The organism is Neisseria sp. CCUG17229 (genome assembly GCF_047839235.1).
GTDB classification, from domain to species: domain Bacteria; phylum Pseudomonadota; class Gammaproteobacteria; order Burkholderiales; family Neisseriaceae; genus Neisseria; species Neisseria brasiliensis.
This window is the reverse complement of sequence record NZ_CP181247.1, coordinates 1,242,237-1,265,457: the sequence shown is the minus strand read 5'-3', so window position 1 is coordinate 1,265,457 and position 23,221 is coordinate 1,242,237. Positions and strand designations below refer to the sequence as shown.

Here is a 23,221-nt window from a genome sequence, read left to right as displayed (position 1 = left end):
TGCAAAGGTCTCTGCTTGTTTATTCAGCTTTCAAACCGGCAATACATTGCTGATCGCGGGCTTCAAAAGCAGTGGCGCCACCGAGCAACTCCAGCTGCTCTTGTGCGCTGATTTTGCTGAACGATTGGATTTGCTTTTCAGTCAATTTTTCCAAAGGCTCGTCCCACATGCACACGCAATAATCGCCGATGACTTGCTCGCCTTTACCTTCCAAGCCGCGTGCTTTCAAATCAGCCTGCCATTTGTCGGCAAACGGAATGTTTTTGATGCACGATTCGATAATGGCTTGTTTGGCTTTCGGCTTCGACAAGGCACATTGCGACAAAAAGAAAAAGCTCACCAGCAAGGCCATGATAATCCACGCCCAAATGCGGATGGTGCGGATTTTGGCCTTGGCTTTTTTGGTTTTCGCCGCTTGCTCTTCAGGGGTTAACGGTTGCTCAGCCATGCAGACTTTCCATACGGATCATGGTAATCGGTGTTTCCACGCAATCCAATTGCTCGATGGCGACAATGGCTGATTTGATGTTTTTCTCAACCGTGCTGTGGGTGAGAATCACGATTTCAGCAGTGGTTTTGTTAATCACGCCTTTTTGAATCAAAGCTTCGATGGACACGCCTTGTTCGGCCAACAGGTTGGCAATTTTGCCCAATGTGCCCGGTTCGTCTTTGGCTTGCACGCGCAGGTAGTAGCTGCTGGTGATTTCGTCCATCGGCAGAATGGTTTGTGCTTTTACGCCTTCAGGTTGGAAGGCCAAATGCGGCACGCGATTCGCCGCATCGGCACCAATCATGCGGCAGATGTCGATAATGTCGGCAACCACAGCGCTGGCAGTCGGCAAGGCGCCGGCACCCGCGCCATAGTATAAGGTTTCACCCACCATATCGGCATTCACACGCACGGCATTCATCACGCCATTCACGTTGGCGAGCAGACGGCTTTCAGGGATCAGAGTAGGGTGCACGCGCAATTCGATGCCTTTATCGGTTTTGCGGGTAATGCCCAATAATTTGATGCGGTAGCCCAATTCTTCCGCGTATTTGATGTCGCGGCTGTCGAGTTTGCTGATGCCTTCCAAATAGCAGCCGCTGAAATCAACCGGTGTGCCGAATGCCAATGCGCTCATGATGGTGATTTTGTGGCCGGCATCGTGGCCTTCAATGTCAAAAGTCGGGTCAGCTTCAGCGTAACCCAAGGCTTGCGCTTCTTTCAATACATCGGCAAACGCGCTGCCTTTTTCGCGCATTTCGCTCAAAATAAAGTTGCTGGTGCCGTTGATGATGCCGGCGATGGATTTGATGTTGTTGGCAGCCAAGCCTTCGCGCAAGGCTTTGATAATCGGGATGCCGCCGGCTACGGCTGCTTCAAATTGCACCATCACGTTTTTCGATTCGGCTAATGGGAAAATTTCGTTGCCGTATTCGGCCAGCAATTTTTTATTGGCGGTAACAACGTGTTTGCCGTTTTCAAGGGCTTTCAATACGGCATCTTTAGCAATGCCGGTGCCCCCGAACAATTCAACGACCACATCCACATCATCGCGTTGTACCAACTCAAAAGGATCTTGCACAAAAGCCGCATTCGGCGCAATTTTGGCTGCTTTTTCGGCGCTTCTGTCGCACACGGCTGAAATGTTCACGTCACGACCCAAACGGCGGCTGATTTCTGCAGCGTTTTCTTGCAAAACGGTTGCGGTGCCGCCGCCTACCGTACCTAAACCTAAAAGACCGATATTCACTGGCTTCATTGTGTCTCCTTGTTGAGCCGAAATTTTCAATAGCGTAAACTGTCGCACACAGAATGCAGCCTTGAAATCAAGCAGGCGCGGTGCGGACGTCAAATTTGCTAATCCTACCCGAAATTGCCTGTTTTTGCACCTTTTTTAAAGAAGTTCCGCCGCAGAATAAAATAATGTCATGATTGATTTTGTAGAATGAATCATGCCGTCTGAAAGCCAATTTAAACCGATTAGATGAAATTCAGGTTAAAAGCCCATCAAAAATGGCTAAAAATCTAAGGACAACACCATCATGCTGATTGAAGAAAACACCGCAAAAGCCCCCACTGCCATCACTGCATACCGCCACGGCGTGATTGAAGCAGGTGGCCAGATGTGGACGCAACCGATTGTTTTAAAATCAGATACCATTACCTTAATGGCAGACAAAAGGCCGTCTGAATTAGACATCAGCGATTTCTTTCAGACGGCATCAGAAGAAGACTTACCGGAAGTGATTATTGTCGGCACTGGTGCAAAACAAGAGTTTATCCATCCGAAAATCATTGCCGAAGCAGCATCGCGTGGTGTCGGGCTAGAGTGTATGAATACCGCTTCGGCTTGTCGCACGCTGGTGCTGTTGCAAGGCGAAGGCCGCAGTGTGTGGGCGTGGTTATGGCCATAATATATGAATCTATTTTTCTGAAGCACCTCATTTTCAATCGACTAAAAAGCTATATGTTTCTATATCTCTGGTCGGTTTCTTTTTCCTTAGACGATGTGTAGAATAATCAAATATTCTATTATCCTGAATGTGTAGATGTGCCTATTTTGTGGGCATAAAGGCAGGATAATAAAACTGCAGTCGAGCAATCATGCCTTTTGTGCTGTTTAATCTGATTAAATATGCTATAGGCATGTTTAAAATTCAGTCCATTACCGCTACATTATAAATAACGGTTTACTGGTTTGGAGAAGCAGCGGCTAAGTATCTAATTAATAATTTGGTTTATCAATGAGTAATGCAATCAAAAACAGTAACCTGACAAAAGCAAAATTTGCGAAAAACGATGAGTTTTATACTCAATACGCCGATATTGAAAAAGAAATGAATGCCTATTTGGCTTATGATCCCGATGTTTTCAAAAATAAAATTATCTTACTGCCTTGTGATGATCCGGAGTGGAGCAATTTTACTTTATATTTTTCTCAAAATTTCAATCGTTTAGGTTTAAAAAAACTCATTAGCACAAGTTATGCTTATGCTGCTAGACAGCCAAATGAGGCATATCAACCATCTTTGTTTGAGGAAAGTATCCTGCAATCGGAGGCGGATAAACCTCCCAAATGCGGTAAATTCTTTGAACTGGAAAGAGAAGCCGGTAAAGATGGCGTAGTGACCATTAAAGACTTAAAGTGGCGTTACCTCAAAGGAGATGGTGATTTTCGGAGTGAAGAGATTAAAGCATTACGCGATCAAGCAGATATTGTGATTACCAATCCTCCTTTTTCTTTGTTTCGAGAGTTTATTGCCTGGATTATGGAGGGCGGAAAGAGGTTTGCAGTTGTCGGCAATAAAAATTGTGTTACCTATAAGGAAGTATTCCCGCTGATCAAGGCTAATAAACTTTGGTCTGGCCGAACGGAATGGGCTGGTGGCATGTGGTTTGAAACCAAATATGATGATGTTGATAAAGTAGTAAATGGCATAAACATGAAAAATGTGCCGTCTATTTGGGTAACCAATATGGAACATGGCAGACGTCATGAACCTTTGCAACTCATGACCATGGAAGATAACAAACAATTCAATTCACGTATTGTCGGGAAACACGCATATCAAGAATATGATAATTACAAAGCCATCGAAGTACCTTTTACCCAAGCCATTCCAAGTGATTTTACCGGTGTAATGGGGGTGCCAATCAGTTTCTTAGATAAGTATAACCCCGAACAGTTTGAGATTTTAGGTATTGATACGGATGTTAAAGAAGGACGGTTGTCATCGTTGGTCAAAGATGGTTGGACAGGAAAAATAGATAGAGGGTATTTAAACGGGAAAAGAATGTACTCAAGGTTGCTGATCCGGTTTAAAAAGGAAAATTAAAATGCCATTTATTTATGAGAAAATCTGTTGCCAAACACCTCATAATTTTAATCATGTGGCGCGTGATTATGTTGTTGTCAAAGCGATTTTTAATAACTCAAATAGCCAGCTTGAAAGAGTCAGGAAAAAGGCATGGTCTTTGGCGGCAAGTGTTAATCCTTATAAGGCCAATAACGCTACCCAGCCCAGAGAAAGGGAAAGATTGATATTGGATGCCTTAGGCGGTGTTTTAGCGGAAGAAGCATGGCTTTATTATCTCTTGCGCAGATATGGCAAAAATGCAGCAAGCTTTACACCGTTTAATGGCGCGAATGGTCAGATTGATATTGTGTTGGATAATGGGAAAAGTATCGAAATACGCTCTTCATTTCCCCGAAACGGAATCAAATTTGCAATCTGTCATGAACGGTACAACTTTAAAAATATCTGCAAGTATGAAAATCTATATAAGCCATCTGAAGCAGATAAGGATTTTTTTGGTTGTGTTTTATTTGAAACGCCGAAAGAAAAGCTGAATAGTGATAATGAAATTGTTTTATATTTAATTGGGGGTTCAACGAAGGCGATGATGCTAGATCCTTCCTTATCCTTTAGAAATGCTTTAGTTGCTGAGGGTGATCTAACAGAACAAAAGACGGATTACCAGGTTGTATATTTAAAAGATGCTTTGGATATGATTGGGTTTGAAGAATATATGGCTTCAATGGGTTATCAAAAAAAACAGCCCATACCGTTAAATACGGTATTTTAGCCGCTATAAAATATTAATAGATATATCAATCCATATTCGAAATTTTGGTTATTGACAATAAAATATTTGTATCACGAGAGTCGTTTAAATTAGAAATAATACAGCGTTACCAGCTCTCTTTTGAACTGCGTGTACACAGTGGCCGCTGTTGTCTTGTTTTATCGCTATTTTAAACGACTATTATCATGAAGGAGTCCTGTAATGGTAGTCAATAAAAATCGGGGAGGTTCCCCCTACTTTTATTGACACAATCAGCAATAAGCATAACCTTTAAAAAAAGCTGATGATCCACATGGTGAGCAAAGTTAAAATAATGGTCAGTGCACAGCCGACTTTGGCAACCGTGCCAATGATGAAGCCGATAAAGGTGCCGATGCTTACTTTACCCGCCTGCCACATGTCTTTTCGGGTCAGAAATTCGCCGATGCCAGCGCCCAATAACGGGCCAAACAATAAGCCCGGCAAGCCTAAAAATGCGCCGACCACACCGCCGATAAACGCACCCCAAATGGCTAATTTACTGGCACCGGTGTATTTCGCGCCCAGCATCCCCGCTACATAATCCATCGCCGTACCGATGACGGTAACGATACCCAAAAAAACCAATGTTGTGGTGCCGAAAATTTGATAATCGTTGACATGCGCCAGCAGCCACGCGCCGCCAAACATTAAGCCTAAGCCCGGAATGGCGGGGTAAATCGTGCCGAGTAGGCCGACGAGAATCAGGATTAAAGATAGGGTGATTAAAGCAGCAGTCATGCGTGTTCCTTAAGGATAAGTGTGTGTTATATTCAGACGGCCTATTGTAGGGTAAAGCCTTGCATTACAGGTTAACACTTTGCAAAAATATCAAAATCCGGGCAAATACTGTCCGGATTTTGAGTTTAGCCTATCAAGCGCCGCAGTTTTTCGGTTTGCTGGCCAAAATATTAATCACTTTGCGGCTGGGCTTTTCCGTTTCGATTTTGATTTCGCTGTCGTCTTCATCATCGAGGCCGTCTGAAACAAAACGCTCAGGCACAGTTTCGCTGTCAAATGCCAAATCGCCGCCGTGTTTCAAGCTCTGGCCGCGTTCCAAACCGGCAAAATCAAACAATTCAGGGTCGGCCAAATGCGATGGAACCACGTTTTGCAATGCAGAAAACATCGATTCGATACGGCCAGGGAAGCGTTTGTCCCAATCGCGCAGCATATCGCCGATCACTTGGCGCTGCAGGTTCGGCTGCGAGCCGCACAGATTACACGGAATAATCGGGAATTGTTTCAGTTCGGCGTATTTAATCAGGTCTTTTTCTTTTACATACGCCAGCGGGCGAATCACGATATGCTCGCCATTGTCGCTAACTAATTTAGGCGGCATGGCTTTGAGTTTGCCACCGTAAAACATATTCAGAAACATGGTCGCTAAAATATCGTCGCGGTGGTGGCCAAGCGCGATTTTGGTGCAGCCCAATTCTTTTGCCGTGCGATACAGAATACCGCGGCGCAAACGGCTGCACAGCGAGCAGGTGGTCTTGCCTTCTTCCAGCACGCGTTTCACAGTGGAATAGGTGTCTTCTTCGACGATTTTGTAATCAACATCAATGCTTTGCAGATACTCCGGCAACACATGCTCTGGGAAGCCGGGTTGCTTTTGGTCGAGGTTTACAGCGACTAAATCAAATTCAATCGGCGCGCTGGCTTGCAGTTGGCGCAAAATATCCAACAGCGCATAGCTGTCTTTACCGCCCGACAGGCAGACCATAATCTTGTCGCCCGGCTCAATCATATTGAAATCATTAATCGCCGCGCCGACCGCATGGCGCAAGCGTTTGTTGAGTTTGTTGTTTTCTAATTCTTGTTTGGTTTTTTTGGACATGGTTTTACGGGGAAATAATGGAAACATTCAAGTGCGTATTTTACCTGAAACTACGCTGCGATGTTTTATTGATTCAAATGCAAAGGTCTCTGGCCGTCTGAAGATTTATCTATTCACTCAACAAATACGCAACGGCTTTAGCCATACGCTGTGGCACTTGTTCGAAATGGCCGCCACTGTTGAGTTCAAATGCGGTATCAATGCCTTGCTGCTGCCAGTTGGCTTGCGTGGCGCGTGTGGCATCTTCTACAACACTCATGCGCGGATTTTTGGTGTTTTTCTCTTTGTCGCCGACTGAAAAATAGGCTTTTTGCGGCGGCGTTTGCAAGCTGTGTTCGGCCACAAATTCTGACCAACCGTCGAACCACAACGAGCCGGAAACCGAAGCAATACGGCTGAATGGCGTGGCCTGATAAGCGGAATACGCCGCAAGCAAACCGCCTAAGGAATAGCCGATTAAGGCTGTCCATTGCGGTTGCAAAGAAAATGATTTAGTCGCTTCGGGCAAGACCGAATCAATCAGCCAGCGCAAATAGTCGTCTGCGCCGCTACTGAAATCGGGTGCTTTTTTAAACGCAGCCGGTGCCTGCCATGGTGTGAAAGCATGTTCCCAATTGGGTTCGTCAATGGACACCAAAGTGGCTTGCTCTGCAATCAAGGCGGCTAAATCGTCGGCTTCTTCTTGGCTTAAGAAGGTTAGGAACAGCGGCGCATTTGCTTGGCTGCTTAAGTAGACTGAAACCGTTTTATCGTTGAGATGAAGAAGTTGTTTGTTCATGGAATACCTTGAATAAAATGCCGTCTGAATGTTTCAGACGGCCTCCTATTAATTTACAGCGTTTTTCTTACCGAAATACACAAAGCCAACCGCGCCCAACACAATCATCGGTACGCTCAGCCATTGTCCCATCGACAAGCCTAATGTCAGTAAGCCCAAATAATCATCGGGCTGGCGGGCAAATTCGGCGATGAAGCGGAAAAAGCCGTAGCCGCCTAGGAATAAAGACGCCACTTGTCCGGCAGGGCGTGGCTTTTTAGAAAACACCCACACCAAAATAAACAGGCAAATGCCTTCCAGCGCAAATTGATAAAGCTGCGAAGGATGGCGCGGCAACATGCCGAATTGGTTGAGCCATTCTGCCCATTGCGGATTGTGCGCCACTGCTTCCAAGTCTTCGTAACGTGCTTGTGGAAAGCCCATTGCCCAGAAAGCGTTTGGGTCGGTGACGCGCCCCCACAGTTCGCCGTTGATGAAGTTGCCGATGCGGCCGGAAGCCAAGCCCAGCGGTACTAAGGGCGCGACGAAATCCATGGTTTTGAAAAAACTCATTTTGTGTTTGCGGCTGAAAAGCCACATCGCCACGACCACGCCCAAGAAACCGCCGTGAAACGACATGCCGCCTTCCCACACTTTGAGCATGCTGATTGGGTCGGCCAGATAGTCGGACAATTTATAAAACAAAATATAGCCCAAGCGGCCGCCGAGAATCACGCCCAAAATGCCCCAAGTGAGAAAATCATCCAGCATTTCTTTGGTGAACAAGGTATTGCCTTGTGCAATGCGGCGGCGACCCAGCCAGATAAACAGCGCAAAACCGACAATATAGCTTAAGGCATACCAGCGAATGGCCAACGGGCCTATGCTAATGAGCACGGGGTCAAACTGGGGGTGAATAATCATGGGAAATCCTTAAATGGCAGATAAAGGCTGAAACCTTTGTAAAACTCCTTCAAAAGCCAGTGTACAAAAACTGACGTCATTTCCGCGCAGGCGGGAATCCATTTTTAAACATAGCAAACTATTGAATGAAATAGATTTCTTAAATTTTAAGATGGATTCCCGCCTGCGCGGGAATGACGGCTTTTTCGGTTTTCTTGGTGATTTATGATGTTTTACAAAGGTCTCAGGCCGTCTGAAAAAATGTCTCGTTTTCAGACGGCCTTTTAATCATTAAAAATACTTAGCGCAAATCGCTCGACACATTCCAAATCGCCGACACCATCGCTTCGCCCAAGCGCAGCGAGCGTTGGCCGTTCCAGCCAAAATCGTCGTCAGGCAGGTTATTGTTGTCTTTAAACGGCATTTCCAGCGTGTAGGCCAAGCATTTGAATTGCTCGCCGACCCACGACGTGGCCATGCTCAAGTTGGCTTGGCCGGCTTCGTCTTTCGGATAGCCGATTTCGTCTTGGAAATCCGGGCTGGCGGCCAGCAGGGCTTGTTTGAACTGGGTTTCCAACGCGGCAATACGTTCGTTATAGCTCGGCACGCCTTCGGTGCCCGCCACGAACACAAACGGCAAACCTTCGTCGCCATGAATATCAAGGAACAAATCCACGCCGGTTTCGCGCATTTTTTCGCGCACCACATATACTTCCGGACTGCGTTCCATGCTTGGGTTTTGCCATTCACGGTTCAGATTGGCACCGGCGGCATTGGTGCGCAGGTTGCCCAATACCGAGCCGTCTGGATTCATGTTCGGTATGATGTAAAACGTGGCGCGGTCAAGCAGGGCACGGGCGGTCGGGTCTTGCGGGTCGAGCAGGCGGCCTAAAAAGCCTTCGACAAACCATTCCGCCATGGTTTCGCCCGGGTGTTGGCGTGCAATTATCCACACTTTCAAATCGCTTTCGACTTGGTTGCCGATGGTGAGCAAATTGATGTCGCGGCTTTGCACGGTGCTGCCCAAATCATCGATTTGACACAAGCCGCTGCCTTGCGCGTCGCCCAATAAGTTCAAATGCTGCTCGTGCGAATAAGGCTCGAAATAAGCGTAATACACACTGTTGGACAAAGGTGTGTGGTTGATGGTGAGCACGCCGTTTTCATAATAAGTCGGCACGCGGAACCAATTTTGGCGGTCGTAAGAGGCACAGGCTTGGTATTCTTCCCAACCGTCGGGATAAGCCGCTTGAGCCGCATTGTCGAAATGCATCACGCAATTTTGATACGCCGCGCCTTGCAGACGGAAATAAAACCATTGCGTAAAATCGGCGGCATTGTCGGGGCGTAGCGACAGGTGGATATTGCCCGGGTCGCTCAAATCGTTCACAATCACCGAGCCGGCGTCAAATTGGGTGCTGATTTTTATCATGGGGGATTCCTGTGTGGAATAGAAATTTGATAGCCCGTTATTCTAAAACATTTCAGGCAAATCATAAATCCTTTTACGTTTCGGCTTGTTTCAGACGGCCTTTAGTATTAATATTCCAAAATTAAAATTGTTAACAATTAAAGAGTAGATTCATGAGTGATATGAAACACATTTCCGCCGCCGACAAAGCCGCGATTTTATCCGAAGCCCTGCCGTATATCCGCCGCTTTTCCGGCTCGACTATTGTGATTAAATACGGCGGCAACGCCATGACTGAACCGGCTTTGAAAGAAGGCTTTGCCCGCGACATCGTGTTGCTGAAACTGGTGGGCATCAACCCTGTGATTGTGCATGGCGGCGGCCCGCAGATTAACGATATGCTCGAGCGTGTCGGCAAAGAAGGCGTGTTCGTACAAGGCATGCGCGTGACTGATGGCGAAACCATGGACATCGTTGAAATGGTGTTGGGCGGTCATGTCAACAAAGAAATCGTGTCAATGATTAACACTCATGGCGGCAAAGCTGTCGGCGTGACCGGTCGCGACGGCCATTTTATCAAAGCCAAAAAGCTGCTGATCAACACCCCTGAAAACCCGGGTGTGGACATCGGCCAAGTTGGTGAAGTGGAAAGCATCGACACTACGCTGATTCAAGGCTTAATCGACAACGGCCAAATCCCTGTGGTTGCCCCGATTGGCGTGGGCAAACGGGGCGAAGCGTTCAACATCAATGCCGACTTGGTGGCCGGTAAGTTAGCGGAAGAGCTCAACGCCGAAAAACTTCTGATGATGACCAACATCACTGGCGTACTGGATAAAGAAGGCAATCTCTTAACTAACCTGACCCCGAGCCGCATTGACGAATTGATTGCCGACGGCACGCTTTACGGCGGTATGCTGCCGAAAATCAGCTCGGCGGTAGAAGCCGCAGTCAACGGCGTGAAGGCTACGCACATCATTGATGGTCGCGTGCCAAATGCGTTATTGCTGGAAATCTTTACCGATTCCGGTATCGGCTCAATGATTTTGGGCGCGGATAAGGCGTAAGTGAAATTAATAAAATCAAGGCCGTCTGAAAATTATTGAACTGCACCCCAAAAGTTGGACACTTCCCCCCAACTTAAAAAGGTGCAGTTTTCTTATGTCCAAATATACACTAGACTTCAAATACCGAGCCGTACTCCATTACCATCAAGTGCACAGCCAACAGCGTACCGCAGACCATTTCAACGTCTCACGCACCCACCTGCGCCGTTGGATTGCCGCCTACCGTCAAGGCGGTATAGCCGCACTTCAGCACCCACAGGCTACGCTTATGAAGACTACGCAGACCAAACGCAACAATCCCTTTATCGTCGACAAACCCGACCATGAAAAAACTCAGGCAGAGCTGATTGAAGAGTTACGCTACATGAGGGCGGAGATCGACTACCTAAAGCACATGAAAGCCCTCAACGAAAAGAACGCCACCAAAGTTGCGAAACCGTTCAAACGCTGAGGGCGAAGCACCTGCTGAAATACTTGTTGCACAGTGCCGGCATACCCAAAAGCAGTTTCTACTACCACATCGGTAAATCCGATCCCGATATGGAAGCCAAAGCGGCGGTGAGTGAAGTTTATCACCAACACAAAGGTCGCTACGGCCAACGGCGGATTGGAGCTGTATTATCGTGGAATAAAAAGAAAGTGCAGCGTATTATGGGATTATTGGGTTTGAAAGCCAAAGTGCGCAACAAAAAATCCTATCGTCCGCAAGTTATAGGAGAGACGTCGAAAAACATCCTTAAGCGTGCATTCACTGCTGATAAAGCGGGAGATAAATGGTTGACCGATGTGACCGAGTTTAAATGCACCGACGGCAAACTGTACTTATCGCCGATATTGGATGTATTCAATCGTGAGATTGTGGCTTATGAGCTCAGTAGAAAGCCGGACAGCAAGATGGTCATGCAGATGCTGGATAAGGCATTCGGCCGTCTGAAAGGGCAGACCCCGCTGCTGCATTCTGACCAAGGTGTGCTTTACCGAACTCAGGCTTATCGGGAAAAGCTGGCGGAGAAAGGCATTGTGCAGAGCATGTCGCGCAAAGGGAATTGCTGGGACAATGCACCGATGGAGAGTTTCTTCGGGACATTAAAAGTGGAAAGCTTCTATCAGGAAGGTGTGTTATCGGTGGCAGAGTTGACCAAAGTGATAGATGATTACATACGTTACTACAATTATGAACGTATTAGTTTGAATTTAAAAAAGCTGAGTCCTGTGGCTTACAGGACCCAGCTTGAACAGGCTGTTTGAGAAAGATTTTTAATTTGTCCAAGAATTGGGGGACAGTTCATTATTTTTCAGACGGCCTTTTGTATTTTAAGGCATTATTTGTGCAAACCACATTCTTTGCTGTCTTTGCTTTCCCACCACCAGCGCCCCGCGCGGATGTTCTCGCCTTCTTTTACCGGGCGGGTGCACGGTTCGCAGCCGATGCTCGGGTAGCCTTGGTGATACAAATCATTCAGTGGCACATCATGTGATTGCGCATACGCCCACACATCTAATTCTTCCCAATCAAAAATCGGGTTAAACTTAGCGATATTGCGGCCTGAATCATGCTCTTCAAAATTCAATTCACTGCGCGTATCTGACTGGCTGCGGCGTTGGCCGGTGAGCCATGCGGGCGCGTTGCCCAAGGCTCGATTGAGCGGTTCGATTTTGCGGATATGGCAACATTGGCGGCGTAATTCTATGCTGTCGTACATAGCGGTGGTGCCGAATTGTGCTTCAAAAGCTTGCGCATCCGCTTCAATCGGGTGGAACACTTCCAATTCGGTCTGATAACGCGTATTGGTGGCGGCTATCAAGGCTTCGGTTTCAGGATTGAGTTTGCCGGTATTGAGCGTGATGATGCGGATAGGCAGTTTCAGACGGCATATCGCATCGGTAATCACCATGTCTTCAACCGCCAAGCTGGAAGCAAACACAGATTGCGGAAAACGTTCGGCAATTTCTTGCAGACGTTGCTCTAAAGTGGTGGTGAGTTGGGGCAGGCGCTGGCGCTCTTCGGCGGTTACTTCGGGAATTTTCCAGAAGCTCGGACGGAAAAATGAAGTCATGGCAGGTGTTCCTTATTGTGTTTCAGACGGCCTTTTATGATTTAAGGCCGAGGCCTTTGCAAAACTTCAGATTTGAGTACAGTTCGAAGTTAGAGCAGCACAGAAAGCGCGGACATATCACGAAGATAGGCAAGCTTTCAAGCAGCGCATAACGAAGAAATGTGCCAAAGATGAAGATTTTGCAAAGGGCTCGGGCTGTCTGAACATTGTTGTCATACCCTCATTGTCCGCCTGTCGTAAAGTGAAAGGAAAGAATGCTTTTCTATTTCTTTATAACCAAAGCGATTGCTGCTGGTTTTTCGGCAATAAGTGGCTGACCCCGATACCGATTAAGCGAAACGCATCTTCCGTTTGCAGCGGCACACGTTCAACCAAGGTATGCGCGGCTTTGAGCAGGGCTTGGCTGTCGGGCAGCACCGAAGAATAAGTCAGTGAACGGGTGATGATGCGGAAATCATGGGTTTTGAGTTTCAGCGTTACGCCTTTGACATCGACATTTTTACGCTGGATTTGCTGCCATAAATCTTCGGCCAAATGCGGTAAGTGTTCGATGGTTTGCGCCAGTGACAAATCTTCTGGCAGTGTGATTTCGGTCGAAATATGCAAACGCTCGCGGCTGGCTTTCACCGGCCGTTCATCTACCCCGCGTGCCAAATCATAAAGCCGATAGCCGTAGCGGCCGAAATGGTTTAATAGTTCGCCCCGCTCGAAGCGACGTAAATCACCGGCCGTCTGCATGCCCAATGCCTGCATTTTCTTCAATGTGACTTTACCCACGCCGGGAATTTTCCCCAGCGGTAGCGTTTCCAAAAAAGCATCGATTTTTTGCGGATGCAGCACAAATTGGCCGTTGGGCTTGCGCCAATCGGAGGCGATTTTGGCGAGAAATTTGTTGGGCGCAATGCCTGCGGAAGCGGTCAGCCCCGTTTCGGCAAAGATTTCGGCGCGGATTTTTTCGGCGATTTCGCTGGCGTAGCGGATATTTTGTTTGTTTACCGTCACGTCCAAATACGCTTCATCCAAAGAAAGCGGCTCGATTAAATCGGTATGCCGTCTGAAAATAGCGTGAATCTGTGCGGATACTTGGCGGTAAAGCTCAAAATGCGGCGGAATATAGACAGCATGCGGACAAAGCCGTTTGGCTGTCGCCACCGACATCGCCGAATGCAAACCGAATTGCCGCGCTTCATAAGAAGCCGCACAAATCACCGAACGCGCACCATCCCAAGCCACTACCACGGGCTTGCCTTTCAGGTGCGGCTGTTCGCGCAATTCTACCGAAGCGTAGAACGCGTCCATATCGATATGGATGATTTTGCGGTCGGACATCTAAATTCTAAAAAACAGAAAACATTATTTTAACGGAAAATAAGCAGCAAAAGGCCGTCTGAAAACGGAAATCCATTTTCAGACGGCATGAGACCTTTGCAAAACCTCAGATTTGAGTATAGTTCGAAGTTATAGCAGCGCAGAAAGCGCAGGCATATCACGAAGATAGACAAGCTTTCGAGCAGCGCATAACGAAGAAATGTGCCAAAGATGGGATTTTGCAAAGGTCTCGGTCTGTTCTTTATACACATCAACTTTATTTTTTAGGCGACAGTTGGTCCACCAAACCGCCGTCGGCAAAATATTTCTTCATGATGTCTTCCCATGCGCCGAATTTTTCGTTTGGCGTGAAAGTTTCAATAACCGGGAAATCGGCTTGGTATTTGGCCAAAACATCGGCATTACGCGGACGCAGGTAGAGTTTGGCTGCCAATTCTTGTGCCGGTTCACTCCACAGGTATTCCAAATATTCTTTGGCGGCTTCCTGTGTGCCTTTTTTCTCAACCACAGAATCAACCACGGCAACCGGGCTTTCCGACAAAATGGTGTAGCTCGGGTAAACGATTTCAAACTGGTCTTGGGTCAGTTTTTTGCTGACGTGGTTGGCTTCGTTTTCAAACGTGACCAATACATCGCCGATGTTGCGTTGGCTGAAGGTGGTGGTGGCTGCGCGGCCGCCGTTTTCAAATACGGGCGCGTTTTTCAGGAAAGCTGCGACAAATTCGTTGGTTTTGGCTTCATCGCCGTTGTTCACTTTCAAGCCGTAGCCGTATGCGCCCAAGAAGGCATAGCGGCCGTTGCCGGTGGTTTTCGGGTTGGCTAAGACGATTTGCACGCCATCTTTGGTTAAGTCGCTCCAGTCTTGAATCTGTTTCGGATTGCCTTTGCGCACCAAGAAGACGGTGGTGCTGGTAAACGGCACGGCGTTATCCGGCAGGCGTTGCGTCCAGTCGTTTTTCACCAAGCCTTTTTGCTCGAGCAATTCGATGTCGGACGTTTGGTTCATGGTCACCACATCGGCTGCCAAACCGTTGGCCACAGACAAAGCCTGTTTGCTTGAGCCGCCGTGTGATTGCTGCACATCAATCTCCGCGCCATTGTGTTTGGCTTGGTATTCTTTGATAAACAGCGGGTTGTATTCTTTATAGAAATCGCGTGCCACATCGTAAGACACGTTCAACAGGGTAATGCCTTTGCCATTGGCAGCAGGTGCAGCAGCATTGCCGTCGGCGGCTTTTTCTTCTTTCGGGGTGCAGGCGGTTAAGGCCATGGAAGCTGCGATGGCAGCAAGGGTGAGGTTACGGATGGTCATGTGTTGGCTCCTTCAATCAATGGGCATACTTTATACCGTCTGATTGAACATGAGAAATAATGTTTGATTTGGTGGTTATCAGCTTTGGTTATAAGTAGCAGACCGTCTGAAAGGCTTTCAGACGGTCTGAGATATCTACAAAATCTGATGAAAAATTAATAAAAACTAAAACCGCCGTCATTCCCGCGTAGGCGGGAATCCATTTTTGAACATAACAAGCTATTCAATAAAATAGGGTTCTTAAATTTTGAGATGGATTCCCGCCTGCGCGGGAATGACGGCTATTGTATGTAGGCTGGTTTTGGCAGGAGTTTTGTAAAGATCTCGGCCTAAAGGTTTACTTTGCGGTAGTGGTCAATTCGTCAAACATGCCGCCGTCGGCAAAAAACTTCTGCATGATGTGCGGCCATGTACCTAAGGTTTCGTCAGGGCGGAAGGTCTCCAAATCGGGGAAATCCGCATGGTTGGCGGATGAAATGGATTTGTCGCTCGGGCGGAAGTAGAGTTCGGCCGCCAATTCCTGTGCCGGTTTGCTCCACAAGAATTCAAGATATTCTTTGGAAATGGCTTCGGAATCTTTTTTCTCGGCAACGCTGTCAACCACGGCCACGGGTGTTTGTGCTTCGATAGTGTAGCTTGGGTAAACGATATCGAATTGGTCGGGTGCAAGGTGGCGGCTGACGAAATTGGCTTCGTTTTCCAAGGTAATCAACACATCGCCGATTTGGCGTTGGGTAAAGCTGGTGGTGGCGGCGCGGCTGCCATTTTCAAACATCGGCACATTGTTCAGCAGCTTGCGCATAAAGTTTTTTGCGTCGGTTTCGTTGCTGTTATTCGCTTTCAAGCCGTAGCCGTATGCACCTAAGAAGGCATAACGGCCATTGCCGCTGGTTTTTGGGTTGGCAAACACAACTTGCAGGTTATCACGCGCCAAGTCTGCCCAGTCGTAAACGTGTTGCGGATTGCCTTTGCGCACGAGAAACACGGTGACGCTGGAAAACGGCACGGCGTTATCCGGCAAGCGTTGCGCCCAATCAGATTTAACTAAACCGCGTTGTTGTAGAGAATCGATGTCGGAAGTTTGGTTCATAGTCACCACATCGGCGGGCAAGCCGTTGGCCACCGACATGGCTTGTTTACTCGAGCCGCCGTGTGATTGCTGGATATGTAGGTCGATATGCGGATGATTTCTGCTGAAATGTTCGATAAACAAGGCGTTATACGCTTTGAAAAAATCGCGCGATACGTCATAGGAAACGTTGAGAATTTTCTTATATTGGCTTTTTTCGGTATTGGTTTTGCCACTGCCGCAAGCAGCCAAAGACAGCGCGGTTATGGCGATGATGAAGCGGATTTTGCCCATGTGTGTTCCTTTGTGTCATCGTGTTGTCGGACACACTTTAATTGTCAGGCAGAAAAAAAGGAAAGAATGGTTGATTGTATCGAAAGGATTTTTAGTTATATATTTTATACACTTAACAAATAGGCCGTCTGAAAATTTTCAGACGGCCTGATAACTGCTATACATATTTGCGCATTAATTCGCATTTGACTTTGACCTGTTCGTTTAAGGGCAATACCGCTTCGCCTAAGGATTCGTAGCCGTTTAAGCGGTAAAACGGCACGGAATTGAGTGAAGCATACAGTTTCAGGAAGCTCAAGCCTGCGTCGTGTGCCAATTCTTCGGCACGCTGCAACAGTGCCGTGCCCAAGCCTTTGTTGTGCATTAAAGGATGCACATACAGCGCATCGAGTTGGGCTTCTTTGAAATCGACTTGGAAAAAGCCTTGAATCGCACCACGGTATTCCACCACCCACAAAGCCTTGGTTTTGTCGGCCATCGTAGCATGATAGCTTTCCATGCCGAGCAATTCTTCCCATGCTTGCAACACGCGCTCGTTGTAGCTGCGGATGCAGGTGTATTGCACGGCATGCAGATGCGCGCTGTGAATGAAAGGGCAGTCTTTTTCGGTCGCGGGGCGAAGCACAGTGAGCAGGTTCATGGTGGTTTTCACATTAAAATATCAAACAAAGGCCGTCTGAAAATCAATAATCGATAAAGTGATTATAGCAGCAACGCAGCTGATTCAGACGGCCTTTAAACGGAAATTTTTGCTACTGTCATTCGCTTTTGAAATGCTTGCGCAACACGAAAAACATAATACCCATGCAGCTGAACATCACAATCAAATCGCCGAATGCGGTAAATTCGCCCCAATACCGGCCACCGGCAAACACAAAGGCAAAAAAAGCATGCAGCGCGGCCAGCAGGAAAAACATGCCCGCCCAAGCCCAATTGAGTTTCTTCCAGCCATCGGGCGACAGCACCAATACCGAATCAAACATTTTTTGCACGGCAGAGCGGCGGTCGCTGAAGAAAAAGTGCGACACCAGCATGCCCACGCCGAATGCGGCATTGAGCAACACGGCTTTCAGGCGGATGTAATAATCGTCGCTCAAGGCCAGCGTCACACCGCCGAACACCACTGTCATTGCCAGCACAAACCATTGCTGGCGCTCCAAACGGAATTTCTGTTTCACCAATTGATAGCCGTACACCAGTACCGTGGCAATAATCAAACCGGCGGTAGCGGCTAAAACGTGATTATTGTCGCTGCCTGCCGCTCCGGTCAGTTGTAGCAGCGGATGGTTGGTATCGGTAGGCTCGACGGTTTTATACAGGTAGAAAAAAACAATCAGAGGCAGGAAATCGAGTAAAGCTTTCATAATGGGGAACTTAGGGTCTCAGCCTTGATAAAAGATACAAGGCCATCTGAAGAAATCAATAAAAAATGTCGGATATAGAATCCGACTCGAGGCAAACGTTTTCAGACGGCGTATTGTAGCGCAAATGCCGTCTGAAAACAGAAAACGATTGTAAAGCCCTTAAGCGCGTTTCAATGTGGCGTGTAAGGCTTGGGCTTTTGCAAAAGCGGCATTGGAATCCTTGGCCAGCGTAACAAAATGCCCCATTTTACGGCCGGTACGCGCGGCTTTTTTGCCGTAGAGATGCAGGAAAGAAGCCGTATCACTTTGCAGCGGCAGCCAATCCGGCTCGCTGCCGTCTTCGCCCCACACATCACCCAAAATATTCGCCATGCAGCAGGCCGAGAGCAGACGGGTGTCAGCCGGCGGCAGGTTGCACATAATGCGTACTTGCTGCTGGTATTGGCTGACCGCACAAGCGTCAATGGTGTGGTGACCAGAGTTGTGCGGGCGCGGGGCGATTTCGTTGACCACCAATTCATGCGTATCGCCGACGACAAACATTTCCACTGCCAATACGCCGACATAATCCAATTCGTCGGCTAAGCGCTGCGCCATCTGCCGCGCCTGTTGCTGAATATCGGCACTCAACCGCGCCGGAACGATGGAATAGGCCAGAATGCCATTTTCATGGATATTTTCTGCAGGGTCGAAAGTTTGCACATTATCGCTGTTCAAGCGGCAGACCACCACTGAAATCTCGCCACGCAAATCGACCATTTTTTCCAACACACAATCCACGCCGCCATGCTCGGCAAAAGCGGCTTTGAGCTCATCCAACGTTTTCACGCGGATTTGACCTTTGCCATCGTAACCCAGCGTGGCAGTTTTCAAAATTCCCGGTAAAAATGCCGTACTCTCTTCGGTAATGTCTTCCGCTTTACAGACGGCCTGATAAGGCGCGGTTTGTAAACCGGCTTTTTGAATCCATGCTTTTTCCTGAATACGGTTTTGCGCCACCGCCACACAATCGCCGCTTGGGGAAACATTGGTGTGATTCGCCAAAAAGCGCATGGCATCAGCGTTGACGTTTTCAAATTCAGTCGTTACCGCCGTGCATTTGGCCAATTCGTTTAACGCTGCTTCGTCATCAAATGCAGCGCACAAATGGTGGTCGGCAAATTCTGCTGCCGGTGCATTGGGGTCCGGATCAAGAACGGTCACTTGGTAGCCCATGGTTTTGGCAGCGATGGTGAACATACGGCCGAGCTGGCCGCCACCGAGAATGCCGAGATTGGACGGGGGGAGAATGGGGGTGTTTTGCATGGTTTATGATTTGATATTGATTAATTAAAAATAAATGATGAATGCCGTCTGAAAGGTTTCAGACGGCTTAGGCCGTTATTCCTACGGGTATGGGAATGCCGGAAAAAACCTACTTATCCAACCCTTCCTGAACCATCTGCGCCGCGCGCACCACCGCACGCGCTTTGTTTTGCGTTTCCTGCCATTCGGATTCGGGCACAGAATCCGCCACCACACCTGCGCCGCTTTGTACATAAAGCGTATCGTTTTTAATCACAGCGGTGCGGATGGCGATGGCCAAGTCCATGTCGTTGTTAAAGCTCCACACGCCTACGGCGCCACCGTAGATGCCGCGTTTGCTTGGTTCGACTTCTTCGATAATTTCCATGGCGCGGATTTTTGGTGCGCCGGATAAGGTGCCGGCTGGGAACGTTGCGGCCAGAATTTCCATATTGGTGATGTCGTCTTTCAGACGGCCTTCAACATTGGAAACGATGTGCATCACATGGGAATATTTTTCCACCACCATTTTGTCGGTAACGCTGACTTGGCCGGTTTGGCTGATGCGGCCGACATCGTTGCGACCGAGGTCAATCAGCATAACGTGTTCGGCAATTTCTTTGGCATCGCTTAATAAATCTTGCTCATTGGCCAGGTCTTCGGCAGGGGTTTTGCCGCGCAGGCGGGTGCCGGCAATCGGGCGCACGACTACAGTATCTTGTTCGCGGCGCACAAGAATTTCCGGTGAAGAGCCGACAATGTGGAAATCGTCGAAGTCGTAGTAAAACATATACGGCGACGGATTCAGCGTGCGTAAGGCGCGGTAAAGTGCCAGTGGGCTGTCGGTGTAGGGCATGGTCATGCGCTGGCTGGGTACGACCTGCATGCAGTCGCCGGCGAAAATGTATTCTTTGATTTTATCGACACAGGCTTTGAAAGGCGCTTCGCCAAATTCGCTGGTCGGCTGAGTAGTGGCGCTACCTAAAGATAACGGAATGGCGCAACTTTGGCGCAATTGGGTGCGTAAGTCTTCCAAGCGTTCGCGTGCGGCTTCGTAGCCGTTGGTTTGGCTTGGGTCGGCATAGACAATCAGGTAGATTTTGCCGGAAAGGTTGTCGATTACCGCCAATTCTTGCGACAGCATCAGCAAAATATCCGGCGTGCCGAGCGGGTCGGCTTTCGGCGGGTTTTTCAGGCGGTGGGCAAAATGCTCGAAATTGTAAATGGTTTCATAGCCGAAATAGCCGACTAAACCGCCGGTAAAGCGTGGCAGGCTTGGGATTTCAGGGGTTTTGAAACGTGCGTGGAAGGCTTCGATAAAGGGCAGCGGATTGCCGTCGTATTGTTCGACGATTTCACCATTGAGATACACATCGACGTGTTTGCCGCTGGCTTTTAAATAATGATGGCAAGGTAGGCCGATAAAGGAATAGCGGCCGAAGCGTTCGCCGCCTACCACGGATTCCAGCAGATAGGTAAAGGGCTTGTTAGCCAGCTTGAGATAGAGCGACAAGGGGGTGTCGAGATCGGCGAGGACTTCCTGCACCAGCGGAATGCGGTTGTATCCTTGCGCGACTTGGGCTTGATATTCTTGTTTGCTGATCATGTTCAGACGGCCTTACCTGAAAAATGCGATGCGTGTATGCAGCGAAATGGTCGATGTTAAAGAGTGCAAAGAGTATAGCAGCTTATGGGGGTATTGTTAACCGATTTGCCGATGCGGTAGAGGCCGTCTGAAACAAAAATAAACATCGTTTTGATGGAAAACGGTGTCGGGTAAAATTAGAAGCTGGAAGCCGTATTGATTTTGGTTTGACGCGCGCGCTTGAATTTAATGAAATAGCCAAGTGCAACCGGAATCAGCGCCAAAATAATTTTAAATGTCCAGCTGGCATACCAAGGCTTAGCCACCACAATCGCTTGGCTTTCCGCTCCGGGTACGATGAAATCTTTAATCGCAAACCAATCGAGAAACGGCCACCAGCAAGCCACCAATAAGCCTAAGAAACAAGGCCAAATCATGCGGCTCAAATCACGCTGCCACAAGATGAAACACACCACCGCCCAAAGCAGGGTAAAGCCGGTAATCACTAAAGAAGTGTAGGTGTCGGCACCGAGATAGGTGGTGAGAAAATAGGTAAAAGCAACCCACAATAATCCTAAAACGAATACGATTAATTCTTCAGGACGTTTGAACATTCGGTTTCTCCAAAATAGCGCATATTTTATCAACTTGATGAGTAGAGAATACTATACCTGAAAAGCGTTTTTGCAAAGGTCTCAGACTGATTTTTCAGATAAAAAGAACTATGGCAAAATATCGTTTACCTTGAATCCATCAAACGGAACCTGTCATGCGCCAAAAAAGCATCATCACCGGACATTCCAGCGGTTTGGGCAAAGCCTTGGCCGCGCATTATCTGCAAGCAGGCATAGAAGTGTTGGGCATTGCCCGACGTGAATTGCCCGCAGAAAATGGTTTGCAGCAAGTGGCGTTGGATTTGGCCGATGCGGAAAAATTAAGCGCATGGCTACAAAGCGGTGCAATCGATAATTTTATGCAAGATGCGGATGAATTGGTGCTGGTGAATAATGCCGGCACGGTTGCGCCAAGTTCGGTATGCGGTAAGCAAAGGCCGTCTGAAATTGCGGCGGCGGTGAGTTTAAACATTACTGCGCCCTTATTACTCAGCAACCATGTTTTGGCCGCAAAAGCAGATAATCAGGCAGTAAAAATCGTGCACATCAGCAGTGGTGCAGGACACAATGTTTATCAGGGCTGGAGTGTTTACGGTGCGACCAAAGCAGCGCTAGATCATCATGCGCGTTGTGTGGAAGCGGAAAATCACCGCAATGTGAAAGTATGCAGCATTGCGCCGGGTGTGGTTGATACCGATATGCAGGCGCAGATTCGGGCGCAAGATGGCGATGATTTTCCGATTTTGCCGCGATTCCAGCAGCTTCACGCCAATCAGGAATTGAGTTCACCCGAATCAGTGGCCAACATAATGGCCGAAATGATTGCTGATGCGGATTTTGGGGATGAAATTATCCAAGATGTCCGCACATGGCAATCATTGAAACAGACTTTTCAGACGGCCTTAGCGCAAACATCGTCAAACAGGCCGTCTGAAAACTAAATAAGGAACATCAAATGAATATGGATTTTCAAGCCACATTAAAAGCCTTGGGCAAACAAGCAAAAAAAGAAGCCGAGCAGCGCAAAATCGAAGCAGTAGAAGCCAAAAAGCGTGAAGAAGAGCAGGTTGATTTTGCCAAAGCGGTTGGTGCGGTAACGCCTTTGAAAAACTCGCAACGCTACGAAGCGCCACGCCCGAAAACCACCATCAAGCCGCGCCCAAAAGCGGAAAGTGATTTGGCGGAAGAAGATTATTTTTATGTCGGCCAAGGTGGTTGGGACGAGCCACCAGCTACCTTTAGTAAAAACGGTCAAGGCAAAAACGACATTCAACGTTTGCGCAACGGCCATTATCCGGTGGTGGCTGATGTGGATTTACATGGCTATACGCAGGAAGAAGCGCAGCAAGTGTTGAATGAATTCATTGAATTCACTAAAAAACGCGGCGTATGTGCTGAAATCATACATGGTAGTGGCCTAGGGTCTTCCGGCTACAAACCGGTTTTGAAAAACATGACCCGCCGTTGGCTGATACAGCATCCGGATGTGTTGGCTTATGTTGAGCCGCGTCAAGGCAATGATGGTGCGGTACGGATTCTGCTGAAGCGTCCACGCCGTGAAGAAGAATAATCGAGCGATGATATACAAGGCCGTCTGAAAGCCAAAAGGTTTTCAGACGGCCTTGATGTATTTAAAATGCAAATGAGAATTTTATCTATTTAAATCTTTACGCTTTTTTGCTTAGAAAACGAAAGTTAAAGCGAAGATACTCTTTTTCTTAAATGGTGGTAATGACGCTTA

Annotated in this window: 24 protein-coding genes; 8 read left to right on the top strand and 16 right to left on the bottom strand. The window is 48.0% G+C overall.

Translation table 11 applies throughout. The features are described from left to right. Positions 1-19: 19 nt before the first annotated feature. Together ACM67B_RS06025 and ACM67B_RS06020 are read right to left on the bottom strand one after the other, a co-directional pair. On the bottom strand, positions 20-448 hold the full coding sequence (locus tag ACM67B_RS06025; protein WP_416188890.1) for a hypothetical protein: 429 nt from the start codon (positions 446-448) through the stop codon (positions 20-22). Next, positions 441-1,748 carry a homoserine dehydrogenase gene (locus ACM67B_RS06020; RefSeq protein ID WP_416188889.1) on the bottom strand — a complete coding sequence of 436 codons (1,308 nt, stop codon included), beginning with the start codon at positions 1,746-1,748 and terminating at the stop codon, positions 441-443. Before ACM67B_RS06020 ends, ACM67B_RS06025 begins: the two co-directional genes overlap by 8 nt. 283 nt (positions 1,749-2,031) lie before the next feature. On the opposite strand from ACM67B_RS06020, the gene ACM67B_RS06015 reads away from it, so the two are divergent. From ACM67B_RS06015 to ACM67B_RS06005, 3 genes are all read left to right on the top strand, one after another. Beyond that, positions 2,032-2,403: an Mth938-like domain-containing protein gene (locus ACM67B_RS06015; RefSeq protein ID WP_416188888.1), complete on the top strand. Its 372-nt coding sequence runs from the start codon at positions 2,032-2,034 to the stop codon at positions 2,401-2,403. Between the two features lie 330 nt (positions 2,404-2,733). Beyond that, complete coding sequence (locus ACM67B_RS06010; RefSeq protein WP_416188887.1) at positions 2,734-3,825, top strand: adenine-specific methyltransferase EcoRI family protein; 1,092 nt, start codon at positions 2,734-2,736, stop codon at positions 3,823-3,825. A gap of 1 nt (position 3,826) precedes the next feature. Then, positions 3,827-4,576 (top strand): hypothetical protein, encoded by a 750-nt coding sequence (locus tag ACM67B_RS06005; protein ID WP_416188886.1) that lies wholly within the window; start codon positions 3,827-3,829, stop codon positions 4,574-4,576. Positions 4,577-4,846: 270 nt separating this feature from the next. On the opposite strand, the gene ACM67B_RS06000 is transcribed toward ACM67B_RS06005, so the two are convergent. The 5 genes from ACM67B_RS06000 to ACM67B_RS05980 form a co-directional block, all read right to left on the bottom strand. Then, positions 4,847-5,335 carry a DUF456 domain-containing protein gene (locus ACM67B_RS06000; RefSeq protein WP_416188885.1) on the bottom strand — a complete coding sequence of 163 codons (489 nt, stop codon included), beginning with the start codon at positions 5,333-5,335 and terminating at the stop codon, positions 4,847-4,849. 133 nt (positions 5,336-5,468) lie between these two features. Then, entirely contained in the window at positions 5,469-6,434 is a 966-nt protein-coding gene (gene ttcA, locus ACM67B_RS05995) for a tRNA 2-thiocytidine(32) synthetase TtcA (RefSeq protein ID WP_416188884.1), read from the bottom strand. 109 nt (positions 6,435-6,543) lie between these two features. Continuing rightward, on the bottom strand, positions 6,544-7,212 hold the full coding sequence (locus ACM67B_RS05990; RefSeq protein WP_416188883.1) for an alpha/beta hydrolase: 669 nt from the start codon (positions 7,210-7,212) through the stop codon (positions 6,544-6,546). A 48-nt stretch (positions 7,213-7,260) separates the two neighbouring features. Then, entirely contained in the window at positions 7,261-8,115 is an 855-nt protein-coding gene (lgt, locus tag ACM67B_RS05985; RefSeq protein WP_416188882.1) for a prolipoprotein diacylglyceryl transferase, read from the bottom strand. Between the two features lie 280 nt (positions 8,116-8,395). Beyond that, entirely contained in the window at positions 8,396-9,526 is a 1,131-nt protein-coding gene (locus tag ACM67B_RS05980) for a M14-type cytosolic carboxypeptidase (protein WP_416188881.1), read from the bottom strand. Positions 9,527-9,678: 152 nt separating this feature from the next. Between ACM67B_RS05980 and argB the strand changes: the two genes are divergently transcribed. The 3 genes from argB (at position 9,679) to ACM67B_RS05965 (ending at position 11,820) form a co-directional block, all read left to right on the top strand. Further along, positions 9,679-10,572, top strand: coding sequence for an acetylglutamate kinase (argB, locus tag ACM67B_RS05975; protein ID WP_416188880.1), 894 nt, complete (start codon positions 9,679-9,681; stop codon positions 10,570-10,572). A 94-nt stretch (positions 10,573-10,666) separates the two neighbouring features. Continuing rightward, positions 10,667-11,023, top strand: a complete 357-nt coding sequence (locus tag ACM67B_RS05970; RefSeq protein ID WP_416188879.1) for a helix-turn-helix domain-containing protein — start codon at positions 10,667-10,669, stop codon at positions 11,021-11,023. A 23-nt stretch (positions 11,024-11,046) separates the two neighbouring features. Further along, positions 11,047-11,820 (top strand): IS3 family transposase, encoded by a 774-nt coding sequence (locus ACM67B_RS05965; protein ID WP_416188878.1) that lies wholly within the window; start codon positions 11,047-11,049, stop codon positions 11,818-11,820. 74 nt (positions 11,821-11,894) lie between these two features. On the opposite strand, the gene ACM67B_RS05960 is transcribed toward ACM67B_RS05965, so the two are convergent. From ACM67B_RS05960 to ACM67B_RS05920, 9 genes are all read right to left on the bottom strand, one after another. Next, positions 11,895-12,629 (bottom strand): phosphoadenylyl-sulfate reductase, encoded by a 735-nt coding sequence (locus ACM67B_RS05960; RefSeq protein ID WP_416188877.1) that lies wholly within the window; start codon positions 12,627-12,629, stop codon positions 11,895-11,897. A gap of 270 nt (positions 12,630-12,899) precedes the next feature. After that, a complete protein-coding gene (dinB, locus tag ACM67B_RS05955; protein ID WP_416188876.1) occupies positions 12,900-13,958 on the bottom strand; it encodes a DNA polymerase IV in 1,059 nt (352 codons plus the stop codon). A gap of 256 nt (positions 13,959-14,214) precedes the next feature. Next, on the bottom strand, positions 14,215-15,270 hold the full coding sequence (locus tag ACM67B_RS05950; protein ID WP_416188875.1) for a sulfate ABC transporter substrate-binding protein: 1,056 nt from the start codon (positions 15,268-15,270) through the stop codon (positions 14,215-14,217). 337 nt (positions 15,271-15,607) lie between these two features. Next, positions 15,608-16,633 (bottom strand): sulfate ABC transporter substrate-binding protein, encoded by a 1,026-nt coding sequence (locus ACM67B_RS05945; protein ID WP_416188874.1) that lies wholly within the window; start codon positions 16,631-16,633, stop codon positions 15,608-15,610. A gap of 157 nt (positions 16,634-16,790) precedes the next feature. Beyond that, the gene (locus tag ACM67B_RS05940) at positions 16,791-17,273 is read right to left on the bottom strand and encodes a GNAT family N-acetyltransferase (RefSeq protein WP_416188873.1); all 483 of its coding nucleotides are present in this window, start codon (positions 17,271-17,273) and stop codon (positions 16,791-16,793) included. 118 nt (positions 17,274-17,391) lie between these two features. Beyond that, positions 17,392-17,997 (bottom strand): inner membrane-spanning protein YciB, encoded by a 606-nt coding sequence (locus tag ACM67B_RS05935; RefSeq protein WP_416188872.1) that lies wholly within the window; start codon positions 17,995-17,997, stop codon positions 17,392-17,394. Positions 17,998-18,156: 159 nt separating this feature from the next. Continuing rightward, a complete protein-coding gene (locus ACM67B_RS05930; RefSeq protein ID WP_416188871.1) occupies positions 18,157-19,302 on the bottom strand; it encodes a 5-(carboxyamino)imidazole ribonucleotide synthase in 1,146 nt (381 codons plus the stop codon). Between the two features lie 109 nt (positions 19,303-19,411). Next, positions 19,412-20,887: an anthranilate synthase component I gene (gene trpE, locus ACM67B_RS05925; RefSeq protein WP_416188870.1), complete on the bottom strand. Its 1,476-nt coding sequence runs from the start codon at positions 20,885-20,887 to the stop codon at positions 19,412-19,414. A 176-nt stretch (positions 20,888-21,063) separates the two neighbouring features. Beyond that, positions 21,064-21,480, bottom strand: a complete 417-nt coding sequence (locus ACM67B_RS05920; RefSeq protein ID WP_416188869.1) for a hypothetical protein — start codon at positions 21,478-21,480, stop codon at positions 21,064-21,066. Between the two features lie 155 nt (positions 21,481-21,635). On the opposite strand from ACM67B_RS05920, the gene ACM67B_RS05915 reads away from it, so the two are divergent. Together ACM67B_RS05915 and ACM67B_RS05910 are read left to right on the top strand one after the other, a co-directional pair. Further along, positions 21,636-22,421 carry an SDR family NAD(P)-dependent oxidoreductase gene (locus ACM67B_RS05915; RefSeq protein ID WP_416188868.1) on the top strand — a complete coding sequence of 262 codons (786 nt, stop codon included), beginning with the start codon at positions 21,636-21,638 and terminating at the stop codon, positions 22,419-22,421. A 14-nt stretch (positions 22,422-22,435) separates the two neighbouring features. Continuing rightward, positions 22,436-23,050 carry a Smr/MutS family protein gene (locus ACM67B_RS05910; protein WP_095501652.1) on the top strand — a complete coding sequence of 205 codons (615 nt, stop codon included), beginning with the start codon at positions 22,436-22,438 and terminating at the stop codon, positions 23,048-23,050. Positions 23,051-23,221: the final 171 nt, after the last annotated feature.